Annotated in this window: 22 protein-coding genes, 1 tRNA gene and 1 pseudogene; 11 read left to right on the top strand and 13 right to left on the bottom strand. The window is 34.0% G+C overall.

Annotation, left to right across the window (positions count from 1 at the left end):
• Positions 1–18: 18 nt before the first annotated feature.
• From ABWU65_RS06915 to ABWU65_RS06905, 3 genes are all read right to left on the bottom strand, one after another.
• Entirely contained in the window at positions 19–495 is a 477-nt protein-coding gene (locus ABWU65_RS06915; RefSeq protein ID WP_019236989.1) for a transposase, read from the bottom strand.
• A gap of 172 nt (positions 496–667) precedes the next feature.
• Positions 668–1,843, bottom strand: a complete 1,176-nt coding sequence (gene dxr / locus ABWU65_RS06910; RefSeq protein ID WP_214303367.1) for a 1-deoxy-D-xylulose-5-phosphate reductoisomerase — start codon at positions 1,841–1,843, stop codon at positions 668–670.
• Between the two features lie 27 nt (positions 1,844–1,870).
• Positions 1,871–2,365: a hypothetical protein gene (locus ABWU65_RS06905; protein WP_007302735.1), complete on the bottom strand. Its 495-nt coding sequence runs from the start codon at positions 2,363–2,365 to the stop codon at positions 1,871–1,873.
• 314 nt (positions 2,366–2,679) lie between these two features.
• Between ABWU65_RS06905 and ABWU65_RS06900 the strand changes: the two genes are divergently transcribed.
• The 3 genes from ABWU65_RS06900 (at position 2,680) to ABWU65_RS06890 (ending at position 6,165) form a co-directional block, all read left to right on the top strand.
• On the top strand, positions 2,680–4,428 hold the full coding sequence (locus ABWU65_RS06900; protein WP_353280523.1) for a hypothetical protein: 1,749 nt from the start codon (positions 2,680–2,682) through the stop codon (positions 4,426–4,428).
• A gap of 106 nt (positions 4,429–4,534) precedes the next feature.
• A complete protein-coding gene (gene proS / locus ABWU65_RS06895; RefSeq protein ID WP_052264936.1) occupies positions 4,535–5,794 on the top strand; it encodes a proline--tRNA ligase in 1,260 nt (419 codons plus the stop codon).
• Positions 5,791–6,165, top strand: coding sequence for a holo-[acyl-carrier-protein] synthase (locus tag ABWU65_RS06890; protein ID WP_010401163.1), 375 nt, complete (start codon positions 5,791–5,793; stop codon positions 6,163–6,165). The genes proS and ABWU65_RS06890 overlap by 4 nt, the downstream gene beginning before the upstream one ends.
• A gap of 52 nt (positions 6,166–6,217) precedes the next feature.
• Here ABWU65_RS06890 and ABWU65_RS06885 read toward each other — a convergent pair whose 3' ends face one another.
• From ABWU65_RS06885 to ABWU65_RS06865, 5 genes are all read right to left on the bottom strand, one after another.
• On the bottom strand, positions 6,218–6,952 hold the full coding sequence (locus ABWU65_RS06885) for a hypothetical protein (RefSeq protein ID WP_006013937.1): 735 nt from the start codon (positions 6,950–6,952) through the stop codon (positions 6,218–6,220).
• A gap of 58 nt (positions 6,953–7,010) precedes the next feature.
• Positions 7,011–7,400, bottom strand: a complete 390-nt coding sequence (locus ABWU65_RS06880; RefSeq protein ID WP_007302803.1) for a phage tail tube protein — start codon at positions 7,398–7,400, stop codon at positions 7,011–7,013.
• Positions 7,375–7,830 (bottom strand): DUF3168 domain-containing protein, encoded by a 456-nt coding sequence (locus ABWU65_RS06875; protein WP_012481716.1) that lies wholly within the window; start codon positions 7,828–7,830, stop codon positions 7,375–7,377. The genes ABWU65_RS06880 and ABWU65_RS06875 overlap by 26 nt, the downstream gene beginning before the upstream one ends.
• A gap of 282 nt (positions 7,831–8,112) precedes the next feature.
• Positions 8,113–8,643 carry a head-tail connector protein gene (locus tag ABWU65_RS06870; RefSeq protein WP_007302801.1) on the bottom strand — a complete coding sequence of 177 codons (531 nt, stop codon included), beginning with the start codon at positions 8,641–8,643 and terminating at the stop codon, positions 8,113–8,115.
• Positions 8,644–8,745: 102 nt separating this feature from the next.
• Complete coding sequence (locus tag ABWU65_RS06865; RefSeq protein ID WP_264685020.1) at positions 8,746–9,024, bottom strand: hypothetical protein; 279 nt, start codon at positions 9,022–9,024, stop codon at positions 8,746–8,748.
• 268 nt (positions 9,025–9,292) lie between these two features.
• Between ABWU65_RS06865 and ABWU65_RS06860 the strand changes: the two genes are divergently transcribed.
• Together ABWU65_RS06860 and ABWU65_RS06855 are read left to right on the top strand one after the other, a co-directional pair.
• Positions 9,293–9,769, top strand: a complete 477-nt coding sequence (locus ABWU65_RS06860) for a transposase (protein ID WP_019236989.1) — start codon at positions 9,293–9,295, stop codon at positions 9,767–9,769.
• A gap of 107 nt (positions 9,770–9,876) precedes the next feature.
• Entirely contained in the window at positions 9,877–10,233 is a 357-nt protein-coding gene (locus ABWU65_RS06855) for a transposase (RefSeq protein WP_007301972.1), read from the top strand.
• Positions 10,234–10,355: 122 nt separating this feature from the next.
• Here ABWU65_RS06855 and ABWU65_RS06850 read toward each other — a convergent pair whose 3' ends face one another.
• Complete coding sequence (locus ABWU65_RS06850) at positions 10,356–11,294, bottom strand: gamma-glutamyl-gamma-aminobutyrate hydrolase family protein (RefSeq protein ID WP_007302834.1); 939 nt, start codon at positions 11,292–11,294, stop codon at positions 10,356–10,358.
• A 60-nt stretch (positions 11,295–11,354) separates the two neighbouring features.
• A tRNA-Phe gene (locus ABWU65_RS06845) sits at positions 11,355–11,427 on the bottom strand.
• A 74-nt stretch (positions 11,428–11,501) separates the two neighbouring features.
• Here ABWU65_RS06845 and coaD point away from each other — a divergent pair.
• Complete coding sequence (gene coaD, locus ABWU65_RS06840; protein ID WP_007302835.1) at positions 11,502–12,008, top strand: pantetheine-phosphate adenylyltransferase; 507 nt, start codon at positions 11,502–11,504, stop codon at positions 12,006–12,008.
• Positions 12,009–12,079: 71 nt separating this feature from the next.
• Positions 12,080–12,289, top strand: coding sequence for a zinc-finger domain-containing protein (locus ABWU65_RS06835; RefSeq protein ID WP_007302836.1), 210 nt, complete (start codon positions 12,080–12,082; stop codon positions 12,287–12,289).
• A gap of 15 nt (positions 12,290–12,304) precedes the next feature.
• Here the strand turns inward: ABWU65_RS06835 and ABWU65_RS06830 are convergent, their stop codons facing one another.
• The 3 genes from ABWU65_RS06830 to ABWU65_RS06820 form a co-directional block, all read right to left on the bottom strand.
• The gene (locus ABWU65_RS06830) at positions 12,305–12,931 is read right to left on the bottom strand and encodes a phosphatidate cytidylyltransferase (RefSeq protein WP_007302837.1); all 627 of its coding nucleotides are present in this window, start codon (positions 12,929–12,931) and stop codon (positions 12,305–12,307) included.
• Complete coding sequence (gene uppS / locus ABWU65_RS06825; protein ID WP_007302838.1) at positions 12,921–13,616, bottom strand: polyprenyl diphosphate synthase; 696 nt, start codon at positions 13,614–13,616, stop codon at positions 12,921–12,923. Before uppS ends, ABWU65_RS06830 begins: the two co-directional genes overlap by 11 nt.
• Before the next feature lie 276 nt (positions 13,617–13,892).
• On the bottom strand, positions 13,893–15,110 hold the full coding sequence (locus ABWU65_RS06820; RefSeq protein WP_353280521.1) for a hypothetical protein: 1,218 nt from the start codon (positions 15,108–15,110) through the stop codon (positions 13,893–13,895).
• Positions 15,111–15,253: 143 nt separating this feature from the next.
• Here ABWU65_RS06820 and odhB point away from each other — a divergent pair, with 143 nt between their 5' ends.
• The 4 genes and pseudogenes from odhB to ABWU65_RS06800 all read left to right on the top strand — a co-directional run bounded on the left by odhB (position 15,254) and on the right by ABWU65_RS06800 (position 18,322).
• Positions 15,254–16,426 (top strand): 2-oxoglutarate dehydrogenase complex dihydrolipoyllysine-residue succinyltransferase, encoded by a 1,173-nt coding sequence (odhB, locus tag ABWU65_RS06815; protein ID WP_007302840.1) that lies wholly within the window; start codon positions 15,254–15,256, stop codon positions 16,424–16,426.
• 68 nt (positions 16,427–16,494) lie between these two features.
• Positions 16,495–16,656: a hypothetical protein gene (locus ABWU65_RS06810; RefSeq protein WP_007302841.1), complete on the top strand. Its 162-nt coding sequence runs from the start codon at positions 16,495–16,497 to the stop codon at positions 16,654–16,656.
• Positions 16,657–16,950: 294 nt separating this feature from the next.
• Positions 16,951–17,369 (top strand): annotated as a pseudogene (tnpA, locus tag ABWU65_RS06805) (IS200/IS605 family transposase).
• A gap of 107 nt (positions 17,370–17,476) precedes the next feature.
• Positions 17,477–18,322, top strand: a complete 846-nt coding sequence (locus ABWU65_RS06800) for a hypothetical protein (protein WP_007302842.1) — start codon at positions 17,477–17,479, stop codon at positions 18,320–18,322.
• Positions 18,323–18,694: the final 372 nt, after the last annotated feature.

The following is an 18,694-nucleotide window of genomic DNA, read 5'->3' as shown; positions in this document are numbered from 1 at the left end:
GCAGCTATAACTTTTTTACTACCTATCTCTAGCATTACATCTTGTTTGCTCATAGCGGCGATACTTTCTATCTGTACCATTTGCCTTACTATGGCCTGGAATATTATTGTAGATGCTGATACCTGTACTATCTATAGCAATTTCAATATCTTCCATATCGTTCTTATCAACTCTGCAGTCGTTGATTTTGATATTAAGCTTTTTAAACCTTCTTGAAGCCTGCGAATAGCTGATAATTTGCAAAATTTTCCCTATTTGCTCAAGATATTTCTCTATAAATCCCACTGTTTGCCTAAGACCAATCCTGAATAGATAGGTTATTATGTGAATTAGAATCACTACTTTGTCGCTGTAGACATTGTTGCCACCTGCTACTTTTGGACTATTTTCGTACCAATTTTCAATGGCATCGTTGATATAATGAAAAACATTTCCCCTTTCTTGAAGAAATTTGTTATATTCATTGCAGTTACTGACTTTCATTCTTATTGGCATATTTTTCCTTTGTCGGCTAAATATCTATTTTATAACAAATTCCATCAGTAACTGCCTGTTCTTTCCTTGAGTGGTGCAACAAAGCCATTCCAGTGTCAGCTACTTGGATGACAGGAGTATGAAATGGGGCTACTTGACCATTTAGTTGTCTTTTCTCGTCTACCTTATTTTATCACTCTGCTGAACAGATACCTTTACTTTTTATGATTTCATTGGCAAGAATACGGCTTTCAAAATCGACACTTATTATGTCGGATAGTGAGTTAATATCAGAGTACTTGTCAAAGTTTTCTATTGTTGATTTTACTACCTCTACTACTTCTAAAAAGCCGATTCGTGACTTCAAAAATTCGTTAACAGCTATCTCATTTGCAGCGTTCAAAACAATACTATTTGTATGTGGAGAAGAAGAATTTAACACTTCCATGCTTAGCTTTAGTGAAGAAAAACATTTGTGGTCTGGTTCTTGAAAGGTCAATTTTTTTTGTTTTGTTAAGTCTAACTTGTAGTTCAAAGTTGATCTTTCTGGCCAAGACAAAGCATATGCAATGGGAATTTCCATATCAGTTTCTGCAAGCACAGCAAAGCTAAACCCATCCTGGTAAACTACAACTCCATGTACTATCGATTCAGGATGCACTACTGCTTCAATTCTATTTGGGCTAATTTTAAACAAATGATGTGCTTCTATTATTTCTAGTGCTTTATTCATCATTGTTGCACTATCAACTGATATTTTCTTTCCCATTTTCCAAGTAGGGTGACTTAGTGCCTGATTTACTGTGATATTTCTTAATTGTTCAAGGCTATAATTTAAAAATGGTCCACCAGAGGCAGTGAGTATAATCTTTTCTACACATTTATCATCATTTTGCAAAACTTGAAAAATTGCGTTGTGTTCAGAGTCGATGGGAATTATTTGTACGCTCCTTTCTTTAGCTTTTTTAAGTAGTAACTTACCACCGCAAACAATACTCTCTTTGTTTGCTAGAGCAATAACTTTAGTACCGCTTTCTATAACCTTTATAACTGGCTCAAGGCCTGCGATGCCAACTATTGCAATAACTGAGAGATCAACGGGTAGAGAAGCAACATTTGCTAGACCTGGAGCACCAACTTCTACTTTGACGTTTGTACCAAGTAGATCTTCTTTTAAATCTTTGTAGAACCTTTCATCAGAAATGGCAGCATATTTTGCATTAAGTAGATTTGCCTGTTGTGCTAGCAGAGCAAAGTTAGAATTGGCACTTAGTGCTTCCACCTGATATTCTTCCTTTCTCTTTAAGAGCAAATCTACAGTCTTTTTTCCAATGCTTCCTGTTGATCCTAAAACTGAAACTTTTTTCACTAATTACAATAAAATCTTCTTAGTTATTTAGTAACCAAGCTCATGATCATCACCAACAGATGGTGAAGGACCAGGTGAAAAAGATTGGCCATGATGATCACCTGCATCATGCATATCATGCAAACCATCAGCACTATGAGCCATTTCATTGCTAGCGTGGGGATAATCATCCGGATGATGCCCCTCATCACCGTAGTCCATACCCATTCCTTCTGATGGCATATCTTCTCCACCTCCACCTGAAAAATATTCAGCAAGACTTTCAAGAAATTTTATGCCAAACATATTACCTGATTTCCCAAATAACGTTACTAGACTGCTACCACTTACCAAACCTTCAAACACATTATTATAAGCAGCAATTGCTCCTTCATGAAAGTTGAACATCCACTTCATTCCATCCACAATTGTTGCAACAGAGTCACTATGACCAAGACCGAAACCACTTTTCTCACTAGCGGCTTCCTGGTGTTGCTGCTGTGCCTGCCATTCTGCAATATTTGGACCTTGTGCTTCACTCATAAACTTTTATTCTAAGCCTTAAGCTATTATTTTACCAAAAACACTGTAAAATATCAATTGTTTAAGAGAGGTTATTATAAAAATAGCTAACACTAAGCTATTTTTATGATTCTGAATACCAAAACATCGATAATGTGCTGTAGTAACAAAGTGATGACTTGAGGTTTAAAACAGCTTCTATTTCTTCTTAGAAGACTGCTCCTCTCTCTTTTCTTTTTATTATATATTATCTTAGTATTAACTTACTCATAAATTATTGACAAGTACTAATAATTTAATTATCATTAATATAATATTAATAATAAGGAAGAAAAATGCTTACTAATAATAATAACACACCATCATCAGCTCCGCCACCACCCCCACCTCCACTACCTGCAGATTGGGGAAAAAATTGGAAGCCAGCGAAAAATAACGATAAAAATGAAAACACTCTTGGTAGTACTCCATCAGAAACCAGCAATAGCACTCAATTAAAAAAAGGTCAATCTAAGAGTCCTGTTCAACAATCATCTCTTAATTTTGCAGAAAATCCACTATTTAAGAAAAAACAAGAAGAACATAATGTAAATAGCGAAACTGCAGATGAAGGAAGCAAGAATAGTATTCATGTTAAGAATCCAGAAATAGCGCTCAATCATAAAGAAGAAGATAATGCGAGTGACAAAACTAAAAATGATAGAAGCAATACTAAACAGGTTATGCCGAAAAAACCTATGACTGAACAACATAATGGTGTACACTCTGATAGTGAAAATCAAAAGTCATCTGTAGCAGAACAAAAAAAGGCAACTGGCTTAAAATATTCAATTGCTATTTTATTATTATGTACATCCAGTACTGTAGCTGGAGTATACACGTGTTTCATCATTTTAGAGGTATTAAGTAGTGCTGCAGTGCCAGTGTCTTCTGCAGTTATTGCTTTTGTTTCTGCATTGGTTATGTTGAGCTTAGCTGCATATCTTATCAATTCACACCTTTCTGCAATAAACAGCGAGAAAGGAGTTGATCCTGGTAGAAAACAATCACAAGATTTACAGAAAGCAAAAGGACTTGAACACAGCAATACTCATACATCATCACTTTCAGTAACGCTTGGAACATCCAGTGCACCAACATCACCTACTCTAAAGAATAATGCTAATAATAAATTCATACCCTCAGGAGGTGGCAAGCAACAAGGAAGTGGAGATTTGATGACTGATTTGCACAAAACGCTCAAAAAACCAAGAAAAGCAACTGATGGAGAGGACGACGTACAACAGCAAAACAACGAAGTATGTCAAAATCAATCACAAGATTTACAGAAAGCAAAAGGACTTGAACACAGCAATACTCCTACACCATCATTTCCAGTAATACCTGAAACACCCATTGTACCACCACCTCCTCCTCCATCTTTAGGGAATAATTTCCCTTCTGGGCCTGCAATTGATGCTTTGTTTGCAGAAATAAAACAAAGAAAAAACCTCATGAGCAAGGAAAAGCGTGACGAGATTGAGAAGAAGAGGTTAAAAGAACAGGAAGCAAAGAAGTCAAGCAATAAAGGAGGTGGGCAACAAGAAAAAAAAGAAGATCTTATGGCTGATTTGAATAAAGTACTTCTGAAACGAAGGGCAAACCTTCATGGAAAGCAAGGGAGCAACGTACAACAGCCAAGTAACCTGGACGGGGCATTCAGTAAAATGTTAGCTATAATCCCACCACCACGGAATCGTAGTAGTAGTGTATCGAGTAGCAGTAGTGAAGAGTCTGAACAAGATTGGAGCGATAATGAAAGTACATATTCAACACCTCTAAACCCTCAACCAGACAATAAAAAAAGAAGGGATAGTTCTGACAGTGGTCATGAATCTGATGATAATGTAAAACCTAAATCCACAACTCCACCACGTTCTACACTAAAGGCAGAGAAGCCACCGATATCGCCTAAGCCTGTTAATTCAAAAACGAAATCTGAAGCTTCTTCTCCAACAAAAACAAATACTGTGGAGCTAGCAAGTAGTGAGATGCAAGAATCGTCTACTGTTTCTGTTCAGGAAATCCGAAAGAGATTTGAATAATAAGGAAATGTCAAGAAAAGCACCATACACTTTCCTTCCTTTTTAAAATAAGTTTACCTAAAGGCCTGATTGTACTAAGATTGCTTAGTACAATCAGATTTATCAAATGCGTTTATCTCAATATTACCTGCCAACTTTAAAAGAAACCCCGGCTGGTGCTGAAATTATTTCTCATCAATATTTGTTACGTGCGGGCTTAATCAAGCAGACAGCATCTGGAATTTATTCTTGGCTGCCGCTTGGTCTTTTGGTACTTAAAAATATTGAAAATATTATCAGAGATGAAATTGGTGCGATTGAAGTGTTGATGCCTTGTGTGCAGCCAGCAAGTCTTTGGCGAGAGTCAGGACGTTACGATGATTACGGCAAAGAAATGCTACGTATTAAAGATAGGCATGAAAGCGATATGCTTTTTGGTCCAACACATGAGGAGGTGGTAACTGATTTGATTAGAAATACGGTAAAAAGTTACAAAGATTTACCACTTTGTTTATATCAAATTCAGTGGAAGTTTCGTGACGAAGTAAGACCTCGTTATGGCGTTATGAGAGGCAGGGAATTTCTGATGAAGGATGCATACAGTTTTGATGTAGATTACGAAGGTGCACTGAATTCATATAATTTGATGTATAAAACTTACATAAAAATCTTCAAACGAATGGGGCTTACTCCAATTGGAGTGAGGGCAGATACAGGACCAATTGGAGGAAATTTAAGTCATGAATTTCATATATTGGCAAACACCGGTGAGAGCACTCTATATTATGACAATAAACTTTTTGAATTACTAGAAAGCGAAGATATTGAAAGCCTGAAGAGCATATATGCAGTTGCAGACGATATGCATGATCCTGAAAGTTGTCCTATAACGCAAGAACAGTTAAATGTTAGCAAGGGTATTGAAATAGGGCATATTTTTTATTTTGGTGATAAATATTCGAAACCTATGAAGGCAAGTGTTACTTCTCAAGATGGAAAAAATGTTAACATGCATATGGGTTCGTATGGTATTGGAGTTTCAAGGCTTGTTGGCGCAATAATAGAAGCTTTCCATGATGATAAAGGAATTATCTGGCCAGAGGCAGTAGCTCCTTTTAAAGTTGGTTTGATCAATTTACAAACAAAAGTAACGGAGGCTGCAGATAAAATATACAAAGCTTTGAAAAGCGATGAAGTGCTTTATGATGATACGGACGAAAGTGTAGGAGTGAAATTTGCCAGAATGGATCTGATAGGCTTGCCGTGGCAAATAATTATTGGAAAGAAAGCAGTAACTTCAAATATAGTTGAAGTAAAAAATAGGGCAACTGGAGAGGTACAGGAAATACAAGTTGAAGAAGCAATAAATCGTTTTAGCGCAAAATGATATACGGTATTGGCACTGACATAGTATATATACCCAGAATATTGAGAATATCACAAAAATACGGGGAAAAATTTCTCAATAAAGTCTATACTAAGAAGGAAATAGAGATAAGCAAAAAATATAATAGCCAAGAAGTAAGAGCAAAATATTTTGCTAAACGCTTTGCTGCAAAGGAAGCTTTTGTTAAAGCGCTAGGCACTGGATTCAGCCAAGGAATTATAATGAAAGATATAGAAATATACAGTACTATCAGGGGAAAACCACATCTTGCTATCACAAAGGATTTCATCTCGAAAGACTACAAGATACACCTTTCTCTAAGTGATGATCAAGATTATGCTACTGCGTTTGTTGTAATTTGCGTTGAGTAGATATTGTTTAGTACATATGATTTCAAAAATTTTTTTGAAATTATACTTTGACCTACACAGATCGACCTTTCTGTGAATCCTGGTTTCTGCTTTCTTCAACTTGTTTTGCAAAAGACGTCTCTTGTGTATTCATATGTTGAAGTGGTTTAGCAATTTCGCGCACAACAGCAGCAACTGCAGTTAAAAACGCCTTGAACAATCCACCTAAAACTCCACCAACTGCTTCTCTACCGTACATACGAGCTTGCTTTTCATTGTCATCAGCAGTTTCCCCTGCCCTCCTTCGTGGATCCATTCTATGAGCAATAACTGAAAACAACACCCCCCTAATTGAAGACTTCACTCGTGCTTTTGCCTTCTGAACATCCCCATCACTTGCTACTTCATGTTTTTCCCTACTATTCATTAGCTCCTTTTGTTGTTGAAAACTTAAGATCTCTTCCATCAGTTGTTTCTTTCTCTTTTCCAGAACTCTTTTCTTGGATTCTGATTTATCGCGAGTGTGCTTTGTGGTTTCAAGTTCTACATCAATATCCTCAGATGCTGCTTGGCTATATAAGGTTTCTATGAGCCTATCTATACTTCGCTTTACTTGCATAGTCCTTTCGTAACTATCTAAATTATCAACTCCTTCATCAATTTGACTTAAAATATCCTCGAAAGGTTTTAAATACTCTTTAAATTGCTCTTCGAGCTGATTTTCATTCTTCAAATTCCTTTCTCTTCTGTCATCGCTATTCTCTTCAACATTATCATCGCCTTCTTCGAAAAGATCCTCATCGTTCATAATTTTTTTTAATTTATTCCCACTTATTATTATTGTATATGAAAAAATTAAATTAACACTAATGAAAAGTGTTCACAACTTCAGCACTGGCTAAAACTACAGTGAAGCTGTCAAAAGTGGCAGGATCATAATATCTCTCATACAATTCAACCGAACACCTGAGTTTTATCTTCTCCTTAGCATTAAAACTAATCTCATAATCATTATTAGAGTTTAACATTGCAGAATTACGCAATAATTCATCAGCCAATACTGAATTTAAAATGCCATTAATTTTTATTGTAATCTTTCTACTTCCAGCACAATCAAGCACTTTTCTCCAGCCAAAAGAGGAAATATCTTTCATCTCCTCTTTGTTATTACGCAAAGTAAACCTTAAGTTTCGTATATTATTCAGCACAACAAAATTATTGTCATGACCTTTAATTTTCAGCTGTAATTTGCTCATCGCTACCTCCTTGTATTAAAATATCAAAATTAATTGTTGAATGTAAAACTTCATCATGCTGATTTATAACACAATTACTTTCCAAAATGGTCTCACTACTAATGCTCTTTACCACCAAGCCAACATGCTTTATAGCAGCAAGCATGCTGCTTATATGATAAGTATATATGTCGCATGAAAATCTTACTTTTGTAGCAAAATTAGATAGCATATGCAGGTTAACATAATTTACTATGCGCAATCTCAGATAAGGAATAGTAACCTGCTTAGGCAGGTAATCATAGATGTTAGTAACATATTTCTTTAAATCAGAGTTTGCTTTTAATGCTGCATAAATACTATCATACAACTCATTTATAATTTGAATTTTTTCCATCTCACAGATACGTTTACGAAGATTGCAATTTGCAGGTACAACAGATGGTATCATCCTAGTGCTTACTGCACGAACATTATCTGTCAAGAAGATGTCATCCCATCCCCAGACACTGGTTCACTTTATAATGATGTCGTTCCAGTAGCTCTTTCTTGTAATCCCAGTACTGGGATCCAGGAATTTTATTAAGTTGGTAAGCATAAAAGTAGCCGTTTTATTTTAAAATACAACGTTTTGATGATCATGAAAAAACTGGATCCCAGTACTGGGATGACATCGAAGGGGCTACTCGGATGACACCATCTGTTGTATCTGCTATTGAATGACAAACAGGAACTACAAAACAACCTTTGGTTCGCGAAATGGAGAATACACCTTCTTTACCTCAGATAAATGGCTACTTACTTCTGATTCACGATTTTTATAGAGAGCAGAAACATGCTGTATAATACCTAGCTTTATTTGCTCAGGAACACTATCATAACCAGCTTCATATACAACATCAGCCCTTATTATGTTCAAATAATTGAAAAATTCAATATAGCTTCCTATATCACTAAAATAATAACTAAGTTTTCTATTCTTATCAGTAGCCAATATTATTTTATTCACAGGACCATAGCTTAAATAGATTCTACGAGGTATATAACCTTCATATGAAACTTGCCACGTTTGCTTTACTAGAGACTTTTCCATATGCCACTGAGCATAATCAGTTGCCATAAAAATAAAACTTGAAATCAACTTATCATCTTGATCATTTTCAATTCGTAAAAAAGATTTAACCTCTCCTAAAGTTACTGGAAAAGATTTAGGCTTAGACTTACGTTGTATATTTATAATTGGATACTTTAGTCTTGTTGACATAACAACCCTCCTTTTCTATATATAGCTAAAATAAGTAAGACTTATCCATAAAAAATCTTACTTATTTTAGTTATCACTTAATATTAAATTGCAGCAGCAACTCTATCGTACAAGTATATTGAGAAGAGAACGTATTAACGCTGTTTCTCCTTTTTTTAGGCCGGATTTTAGTAGATTGACATTCTGAGAATGAATGTTATTGAAAGTGAAGTTTAGCTCTTTAGCAAGTAGACTGCGAAATTTCTGCACACTTTCATATGCGATATTTTCAAGTTCATGTGCAAACTTATCTTGAGCTACAGCTGATATGTCTTCAACTTTCTCATTGAACTCTTCTAGCCTTCTTTCCTTACCTTTAAAATTTTTCGTAAAAGTTTTCATATTAATTGGCCTCAACTATTCTTATAATTATAATGACAATAAAAAGACTACCGAAGTAAAAAATTAGCACTACAATACTGCAAACAACAGCAGCACACCAAACCGGTTCACTTTATAGCGTAAATTCAAGTATGTCATTCAAGTAGCCCCTTTGATGTCATTCCAGCGCGTGAAGCTGGAATGGCTTTGTTGCACCACTCAAGGAAAGAACAGGCAGTTACTGATGGAATTTGTTATAAAATAGATATTTAGCCGACAAAGGAAAAATATGCCAATAAGAATGAAAGTCAGTAACTGCAATGAATATAACAAATTTCTTCAAGAAAGGGGAAATGTTTTTCATTATATCAACGATGCCATTGAAAATTGGTACGAAAATAGTCCAAAAGTAGCAGGTGGCAACAATGTCTACAGCGACAAAGTAGTGATTCTAATTCACATAATAACCTATCTATTCAGGATTGGTCTTAGGCAAACAGTGGGATTTATAGAGAAATATCTTGAGCAAATAGGGAAAATTTTGCAAATTATCAGCTATTCGCAGGCTTCAAGAAGGTTTAAAAAGCTTAATATCAAAATCAACGACTGCAGAGTTGATAAGAACGATATGGAAGATATTGAAATTGCTATAGATAGTACAGGTATCAGCATCTACAATAATATTCCAGGCCATAGTAAGGCAAATGGTACAGATAGAAAGTATCGCCGCTATGAGCAAACAAGATGTAATGCTAGAGATAGGTAGTAAAAAAGTTATAGCTGCAAAATACAGTAGTGGAGTTTATTCCGACCACTATGGAGCCTGTGATCTTATTGAAAGAGTGGATACCAAGTATAACATAAGCACGATATATGCAGATAGATCGAAAGAAGTTATACAAACTGTGCGATGAGCTTGACATAAAGACAAGGATTCCTCCGCAAAATAATGCAGTAGAGCATCCAAAGTTGGATTATATGAATGAGAGAAATTCTACAATCAAGCTCATAAAGTCATATGATGAAGATGGTATGAAGAGGTGGAAAAAAGAGATAAATTATTGGAAGAGATCTTATATAGAAAGTTTTTTCTCGCGACTGAAGCAAATATTTGGATTTAGTTTTAGGAATAAATCTGAGATTAATCGTGAGAAGGAACTGCTACTCAAGTGTTATTTGCTTAACAAATTTACTGAAATAGGCATGGCTAAGTTTGATATAGCTTCATGAATTTATTATACATTACCCACTATCCGAAGAGCTGTGCAACAAAGCTATCCCAGTGTCAAGCACTGGGATGACAAGAAGAAAGAGTACTGGCATTACATTAAATGATTCTCCTTATTTTAGCATTAAACGCGATGAAGAAAATCATTTATAATCGCTATAGCAACTAGTGTTGAAACCTGACGTACCTTTTGGCTTGACAAACGAGAGTTTTTATCTGATTTGACAACAAGGGCTTCTAGATGACTTTGAAAGTAAATATTACTATGCTTATCTTCGATAGCTTCTATTAATCCGTCATTGGCAAACGCTGCAATTTTATATCCAAGTAGCTCTAGCCTTCTTCTATTCTCTGTAGTATTACTTACTGTACCTGAATGAGCATTCGGAAAATAAGTTGAAAACCAGCCATTTTGATTAGGTAGTAAAAATCTAGCTACCACTTTTTCCAAACTACTACCTGGAACAATTTTTATCTGCTGAAGAGGTATATTCTCTTTTTGTGGATAGGATGCTGATTTTAAATGATTCTTCTCATCATTAACAACATTTGTTATTTCAATTTCTTTTGCATGCATAATGTCTTGTAAACCACCGCATATGGCAAGCAAATGAATTGTAGGATTGTCATCTACTATTTTTACAATTGCTTCATTCACAAGCTGGCGGTAAGGGTTAAGAGCTGAATGAAAGTTATCTGAAATAAATATTCTGTTTATCTTTTGCTCTTTGATAAATTTTGCAACTTCAACTTTTATTCGATCTAGTATCAGCTTTTTTGCCAATATTTCATCTTGTTTTGCGAACTCTTCTTGGATTTCTTTTAGATTAATTATTTTGTCGTAGTCAATGAATATAGTTTTAACCCCAAAATTATTGAATATCTCATAGATATTTTGAGATTCATCTGTTTGCAATAAACCAACAATTATATTATAATTTACTGCATTTTCCACTGTCAAAGCAGGTAATTCTTTGTTTACTTTTTCACTATAAGCGATATTACTTAATAGTAGAAATGTAATTAATAGTATATTAAATATTCTATTGTAACATTTATACATTATTTCCTAAATAATTATATTAATATTATAATATATTATAGAACATTAAGAAAAAGAATGTGGCCTGAGCAGGAATCGAACCAGCGACACAAGGATTTTCAGTCCTTTGCTCTACCAACTGAGCTATCAGGCCAACTACGTACTTTCATTTTTAGATAAAAAACGTTATCATGTCCATCAAAAGTTTTTGAAGTATAGAAACAAAGAATGAACATTAGTAACAAAATAGGAATTTATCCTGGTACATTTGACCCCATAACTTTTGGGCACCTTGACATAATAAAAAGAGCATGTAAGCTAGTCGATAAGTTGATAATTGGTGTTGCAGAGAATGTTAATAAACATACTAATTTTGACATAAGACTGCGCACAAGCATGGCTAAAAATGAAGTGAAAGGAGCAGGAATTGATGCAGATATTATATCCTTTAATGGGTTGCTAGTGAAGTTTGCCAAAGAGCAAAATGCTTCTGTTATTATTAGAGGACTGAGAGCAGTATCGGATTTTGATTACGAGTTTCAAATGAGTTGGGTAAATTATAAGCTCTTTCCTGAAATCGAAACTATATTTCTTCCTGCATCTGAGGATACTCAATTTATCTCATCAAGTTTTGTAAAGGAAATAGCGAGATTAGGAGGAGATGTTAGCAACTTTGTGTCAAAAAGTGTCCAAAGTGAATTGATTAATCTAAATAGGGTAGAAAATGGAGAATAAGTATTTGTTGTCTTTTTTATTTCCAAACGAGTATGTTAGATGTGTAAAATATTGTAAGCTAAAGGAGAGACATGTTAAAAGTGAGGGATAATAATGTAATAGTTTGCTGCCGTGGTGATGAAAATGATGATGGTTCTGGTCATCCAATAGTATACTTACACAAAGAAGGAGAAATGTATTGTCCTTATTGTAATAAGTCAATGGATGAAATAGTGAGTGCCGAAGAATTTCAATCTGTTGAGGTGAAAGTAATAAGCAAGAAGGAAAGAACCAAAGGTTAATAGTACTTCATTTTTTTAGCTTATGTAAATAGCAATGAGAGGGGCAGTAAAAATGAAACTATCCATACGGTCGAGTACTCCTCCATGGCCTGGTATAATACCTCCACTATCTTTAACATTGTAAACTCTTTTGATGAGTGACTCAGTGAAATCTCCAAGTTGGGCTAGAATAGCAACTATCAAACCAATTATTGGAGAATAAAAAATTGGAAATAAACTCAAAAATATTGAGCCAAAAATTGTACACACTATTCCAGCTAAGACTGCACCAAAAAGTCCTAACCAAGTTTTCCCAGGGCTAATGATTGGACAAATTCTAGTTTTACCAAAATTTTTGCCGAAAAAATAGGCAGCAATATCGATGCTCCAAATAGTTAAGATAAGCCATACTAATGCATATTTTCCCTGTGGTAGATTATATAGGCATATTAGCGAGGCATTTGGTAGTGCGATTAATAGTAATGCGAAAATGTATAAGATTCTATTGCCCTGAGTTAGATTATACCATTCAAAAGAAGATAAAACTGCAATTGAAAAAATTAGTAGATAAAATGATAAATCACTGAAATATGTAGCAAAAGAAAATATGAGTAATATTACTATTGAGGACAATATTCTAACCATAAAGTTATTATCTACCATATTTTTTTTCTCTTTTTGTATAATCTTCTAGTGCTTTGGTCAAATCTTGACAAGAAAAATCGGGCCACAAAGTATCACAAAAATACAATTCAGCATAAGCTGCTTGCCATAATAAAAAATTGCTTAACCTTTTTTCGCCACCAGTGCGAATTAATAAATCCAATTTTGGCAAATCTTTAGTATACAGAAATTTTTCAAATTCCTCTTCCAATACGCAATCAATATTTCCTTTTATGACGTTGTTGATAGCATGTATAATTTCCTGCTTTGCTCCATAACTAACTGCAACAGTGAGTAATAGACCATCGTTCTTATGTGTCACTTCTTCTGCTTTTTTGATTTGATCGAATATTTTACTGGGCAATAGACTTAAATTGCCAATAAAATTTAACTTAATGTTACAATTGTAAATGAATTTCATTTTATCTTCATTAGTTAAAGTGTAGTAAAATAAATTAAATAGGTAGTCTGTTTCGTTTTCAGATCTGAGCCAATTTTCCATGGAAAATGCATACAAAGTTAAGTAAGGTATGGCCAGGACTGTGCAATGCTTAGCAATATCAAATGCAACCTCACTGCCTTTTCTATAGCCATCAATTTTTACCCTTCCTTGATTGTTTGCCCACCTACCATTACCATCCATAATAATTGCTAGATGTTTTGGCAGAGATTCTAGATTCAACATTTGAATTCAACCTGTTCTAATTAGCTTAATGTCTATATCTCTGTATGAAACGTTCACTATATCCACCTAAAACTATATTATTACTGAAAAATCATTGATAGTCTATATTACAAAAATTTTCTCAACCTCGGTGTCAGCTGCCAGTGATTTTACTAAGAAATATGGCAAAAATGGTCTAAATTGAGCGTGTTTTCTTAATTTGATGCGTATGGTTTATTTAACACCCTCTTAAATTTATAAAGCAAAACCTTGGATATAAACACTTTTTAAGCTATGTCATGATATGTAACTGACTTGCATTTTTTCTTTCCGTGTCCCACTTAAGACATTACTAGGCCCATTTTTATCTTCTAGTAGTTTTATAATATCGCTAAGACTAGAATGACTACACATGGATTTTAACTCTTCAAAAGGAGTAAAACCGATTCCATTAACAACTTTCTGATTTCCTAGTAATTCTATTGTATCTACGTAGTTAAGATTATCACGATAAAATATGAGTCGAAATTTTTTAATGTTAAAAGAAATGATATTCTCAACAACCTCCTGATTTTTTAGTAGTCTTACAATATCGCTAAAGAGAAACTTATCATTACAAAGTATGAATTTAAGTTTTTCATAATCAATAAAATTGATGTGCTCAACAACTTGTTGATTTTCTAGCAACCTTATAATCTTGTAACTGCTACTAGTATAATTGCTACTATTAAACTTATCGCTATTATGAATGAGTTCAAATTTTTCATAATCAATAAAACAGAGGTATTCAACAACTTTTTGATTTCCTAATAACTCCATAATATTTTCACCACTAAACTTATTACTCTTGAGTATAAGTTGAAGCTTTTTATCACCAATAGAGTTAATTCGATCAATAGAACTCTGATCTTTTAGTAATTCTGTAACATTTTGCTCACTAAGCTTACCATCACTCTCAACTATCATCCATTGAATAAGACGGATATTCCTAATATCATTTTGATTTTTTGGTGGTATTCCCACATCTGCATCGTTGCAAAACTGAACATCATCAACATGTTTTTCATTAATTCCTTTATTTCCTAGTGCTTCTTTAGCGAAGTTATTCGGATCATTTTTTTCATCTTCCTCGTAATCATAATATCCATAATTTTCTCCATTCTCCTCACTATCACTACTTTCGAATTCATTGTTGATATTGCAAATCTTTCCACCTTTTAGTATTTCTAGAATATTGTGCTCCGCAGGTGCATTATTTAGCATGGACCTAAATATTTCATCATCATAATCGTTGATGTGATTAACAATGCTCTCATCTAATAGTAATTCTTCAATACCTTTGTGACTAAACTTATTATGATACTTGCATAAGATTTTAAGCTTACTGTAATCCATTGAATTGATGCCATCAACAACTCTTTGATTTGATAGTAATTCTCTGTTATAAGTCTTACATATCAGTTGAAGTTTTTCGTTATATAAGTCTTCTGCATTGCCTGCCTTATCAAAATCCATAATCTTATTTCAATTTACTTAGTATTTTAATTTTGCATGTATTAGGAGGAAAGAATCAAGCATAAGGCCTAATGAATTTATTAGTTTATTTATGTTTCTTTTCATGTATAAATTTATAGAAAGTTTTATATAGAAGTTATTTTATGAGCAAAATTATAGAAATCAGAGCGCCAAAAACTCTTGGTGGTGAATCAGTTACGGAAGGTATAGTAAAAATAAAGAAAAATATCGGCGAAGCAGTAAAAGTAGATGACTTGATCTTTGAAATTGAAACTGATAAAACGGCGCTAGAACTAACTGCAGAAGCTTCAGGACAAATAACTGAATTTTTTGTGAAAGAAGATGATATAATTAGCCCTGATCAATTACTGGCAAAACTTGCTGCAGGAGAAGTAGAAGAAGAAGTGAAAAAAGAAGATAAAGGCGAAGGCCCTGATAAAAAAGATGCCCCTTCAGCTCGTAAAATTATGGAAGAAAATGCAATTAGTGCAGAAAATGTAAAAGGAACTGGCATGGGAGGTAGAATAACTAAAGCGGATGTGATAGACCATATGAGTAAAGCTGAACAACCTTCGGTAAAACAATATGAATCGCCAAAAAGTGTAGTAAGTGGAGAGAGAAGAGAAGAGCGAGTGAAAATGAGCAAAATAAGGCAAGTAATAGCTGCTCGTTTGAAAGCATCGCAAAATACTGCTGCAATACTGACCACGTTCAATGAAATTGACATGAAAAACGTCATGGATCTGAGGGCAAAGTATAAAGAAACTTTTGAAAAGAAATATGGAATAAAACTGGGTTTCATGTCGTTTTTTATAAAGGCAGCAGTGCAAGCACTAAAAGAAATTCGTGAGATTAACGCTGAGATTTCAGGTGATGAAATTGTATATAAAAATTACTATGACATAGGTGTTGCTGTTGGCACTGATAAAGGTCTTGTTGTACCAGTTATTCGTGATGCTGATCAAATGTCATTTGCTGAAATTGAACTAACTTTAGTTGCTCTTGGCAAAAAAGCACGAGAAGGTAAGCTGCAAGTATCGGAAATGGAAGGTGCAACATTTACTATCTCAAACGGTGGTGTATATGGTTCACTTCTTTCTACTCCGATAATAAACCCTCCGCAATCTGGAATACTTGGCATGCACTCAATACAAAATAGGCCAGTTGCTGTGAGTAGCTCAATTGAAATCAGACCTATGATGTACATTTCCCTCTCTTACGACCACAGAATAGTTGATGGCAAAGGAGCAGTTACTTTCCTTGTTAAAATCAAAAATTACATAGAAGATCCAAATAGATTGGTTTTGGAAATTTAAACAGATTAAAAAAAGACAAGTAAGTTTTTCTGAAGTTTTTAAGGTGGGTGTTACAGCTGTACAAACATTTGTTTATAAAGGTAACTTATACGAAAAATGGTCAGTACGAGCATTGTGATTTAGGCCTAAAAAATGCGAGTAGCCCATTTGGTGTTATCCAAGTAGCTGACACTGGGATCCAAATTGCAAGTAATGCATTAGGTTGGGTGAGTATAGGTCTTGCGTTATAGAATAACATCATTTACTATGTGCCATATTGCAATGTTTGTAAAGTTGTGTGTGTGGTCCACCAAAAGGGTGTCAGCTACTTGCATGACACTATCTGCTATTTTTCCTTATCTGAATGAATACAAAACGGTTTTTGGTTACTCACGAAATAGATTTGTCCATTTTGCTCTTATTATTTAAAACGCTTTTATGTCAAATATATCAAATTTTTATTGTCCCAAATTTGGGAGAAAAACCCTGGACTTGAAGTCCATCCTTTTAAGAATATAATTTTAAGGTGAAAAATCTGAAAGAATGTGGAATATTATAGAAAAAGCAGTCACTCTGTATATATATCACATAGTGTGGATAACAAAATATCGATATCCAGTACTAGTTGGAGATATTGGACAGAAAGCTAAAGAAGTTGTACAAGAAGTATGTGCAAATAATCAAGTAGAAATTATCAGAGGTAGAGTTGCGTCAAGTCATGTACACGTATACGTTTCTGTACCCCCATACTTAAGTATTAGTAAGTTAGTGCAGTTAATAAAAGGAAAAAGTTCCAGAAAAATCCAGCAAAACTTTCCAGAGCTAAAAAAGAGATATTGGGTTGTGGGCAGTAGGCTACTTTGTCAGGACTAGCGGAAATGTAACTGACGAAATGATAAAAAATTATATTGAAAATCACTCTAAAAAAGAAGATAAATTTGGTGACTTTCAAGTCGAAAGTTAGCATTCTATGCTCTCTCTCAATCTTTGGATTTTAATCCATAGTGGTTGAATTGACATATGTTAAAAACATTCTAAGATAAGACTATTTATAGAATAAGGGGGTATATAATGTTAACTAATTCTTTTAAAAAAAGTTTTGAAGCTGTTCAAGGTATATCTGAATCAGTATCGAGTGATAAACCGAATAGGACTTTCAATTTTCCTCCGAATAATAGGGTGAGAGCAGATGATCATCCATTTTTAGGTACCAAGCATGACCGCAAAATTGAATATTTAGATTGTGATGATGAAGAGTCAAAAAGGCGAATTCTTGCTGATAGCTCTCCTTATAATTCAGAAAATGAAAATCACGGTAAATATCTAAAAGGCAAGATTATTGATGAAACTAAGCAAGAAATTGCTCAACACATAGAAAACAGTGATGTAGAATCTGTACAGCTTAGAGTGAGAAGTCCAATTAGAACTATGTTGACTGCAAGAACTGTGCTGAATGATAATAAAGGAAAAATAAACATTAGTAATATTTTAACTAATGATTTTTTTGAAAGCAATAGGATAACGGCGGTTACATTGTTGCTACCTGGAGATGAAAAAAGAGGAATGCGTGGACGAGTTGATGAGCATGGAGTAAGAATTTATGAAGTAGCTAATGGCTCATATAACATGACTTTGAATTGGTACGATGAAGAAAAAGAATGTAAAATGAAAATTAATATTAGTGATGACGGTTCTATCAAGCTTATTGAAAGCAATGATATCACTTGGGAGCAAATAGCTGCACATAAAGAAGTAAAAGTAGGAAAACAATACGAAGCGAAGTCATTGTATGATGCACTATCCTACTTACGTAAAGAAGGTTCTGAAATAGTAAAAGTTTCACAGAATCCTTCAACAAGTATGGAAAGTGTGACTATATCAAAACAACTTTCTTCTGCTCAAGGAGTAAGTAAATAAGAAGACTTTATGAGCTGCTTGCAAATATAGGCAGCTTATATTTCAGTATCCTTATTTCATGTTCTCTAGAGTATTTTTATTTCCTGTAATCTTTTTATAAAAACCATAGGCGCCAGTTGGTTTTAAAGTAAAGGTCAAGTATCTGGAATTCTGTACATAAAATCCTCCTGTGTAAAAAAAGTTAGAAAAAAATGCAGTGCATATACGACAGATATACACTGAAGAATATATTTTTTAATAAATTTGATTAAAAAGTCTGCAGACTAAAGATAGATTTTGAGCTCTTAAAATATCTCTAATTGTAATTATAATGAGGTTGGAAATATGCGGAAGTAATTTTTATACGTTAGCTACAGTTAAAACATAATTGAC

The organism is Wolbachia endosymbiont (group B) of Silvanus unidentatus (assembly GCF_964028615.1).
GTDB lineage: Bacteria > Pseudomonadota > Alphaproteobacteria > Rickettsiales > Anaplasmataceae > Wolbachia.
The sequence above is the reverse complement of the archived record's forward strand: the minus strand, read 5'-3'. Positions and strand labels throughout refer to the sequence as shown.

Coding starts and splice junctions, on each gene's coding strand:
- ABWU65_RS06915 (WP_019236989.1), bottom strand. CDS start 495: ATGCCAATAAGAATGAAAGTCAGTAACTGCAATGAATATAACAAATTT.
- ABWU65_RS06905 (WP_007302735.1), bottom strand. CDS start 2,365: ATGAGTGAAGCACAAGGTCCAAATATTGCAGAATGGCAGGCACAGCAG.
- ABWU65_RS06900 (WP_353280523.1), top strand. CDS start 2,680: ATGCTTACTAATAATAATAACACACCATCATCAGCTCCGCCACCACCC.
- proS (WP_052264936.1), top strand. CDS start 4,535: ATGCGTTTATCTCAATATTACCTGCCAACTTTAAAAGAAACCCCGGCT.
- ABWU65_RS06890 (WP_010401163.1), top strand. CDS start 5,791: ATGATATACGGTATTGGCACTGACATAGTATATATACCCAGAATATTG.
- ABWU65_RS06885 (WP_006013937.1), bottom strand. CDS start 6,952: ATGAACGATGAGGATCTTTTCGAAGAAGGCGATGATAATGTTGAAGAG.
- ABWU65_RS06880 (WP_007302803.1), bottom strand. CDS start 7,400: ATGAGCAAATTACAGCTGAAAATTAAAGGTCATGACAATAATTTTGTT.
- ABWU65_RS06875 (WP_012481716.1), bottom strand. CDS start 7,830: ATGATACCATCTGTTGTACCTGCAAATTGCAATCTTCGTAAACGTATC.
- ABWU65_RS06870 (WP_007302801.1), bottom strand. CDS start 8,643: ATGTCAACAAGACTAAAGTATCCAATTATAAATATACAACGTAAGTCT.
- ABWU65_RS06865 (WP_264685020.1), bottom strand. CDS start 9,024: ATGAAAACTTTTACGAAAAATTTTAAAGGTAAGGAAAGAAGGCTAGAA.
- ABWU65_RS06860 (WP_019236989.1), top strand. CDS start 9,293: ATGCCAATAAGAATGAAAGTCAGTAACTGCAATGAATATAACAAATTT.
- ABWU65_RS06855 (WP_007301972.1), top strand. CDS start 9,877: ATGCAGATAGATCGAAAGAAGTTATACAAACTGTGCGATGAGCTTGAC.
- ABWU65_RS06850 (WP_007302834.1), bottom strand. CDS start 11,294: ATGTATAAATGTTACAATAGAATATTTAATATACTATTAATTACATTT.
- coaD (WP_007302835.1), top strand. CDS start 11,502: ATGAACATTAGTAACAAAATAGGAATTTATCCTGGTACATTTGACCCC.
- ABWU65_RS06835 (WP_007302836.1), top strand. CDS start 12,080: ATGTTAAAAGTGAGGGATAATAATGTAATAGTTTGCTGCCGTGGTGAT.
- ABWU65_RS06830 (WP_007302837.1), bottom strand. CDS start 12,931: ATGGTAGATAATAACTTTATGGTTAGAATATTGTCCTCAATAGTAATA.
- uppS (WP_007302838.1), bottom strand. CDS start 13,616: ATGTTGAATCTAGAATCTCTGCCAAAACATCTAGCAATTATTATGGAT.
- ABWU65_RS06820 (WP_353280521.1), bottom strand. CDS start 15,110: ATGGATTTTGATAAGGCAGGCAATGCAGAAGACTTATATAACGAAAAA.
- odhB (WP_007302840.1), top strand. CDS start 15,254: ATGAGCAAAATTATAGAAATCAGAGCGCCAAAAACTCTTGGTGGTGAA.
- ABWU65_RS06800 (WP_007302842.1), top strand. CDS start 17,477: ATGTTAACTAATTCTTTTAAAAAAAGTTTTGAAGCTGTTCAAGGTATA.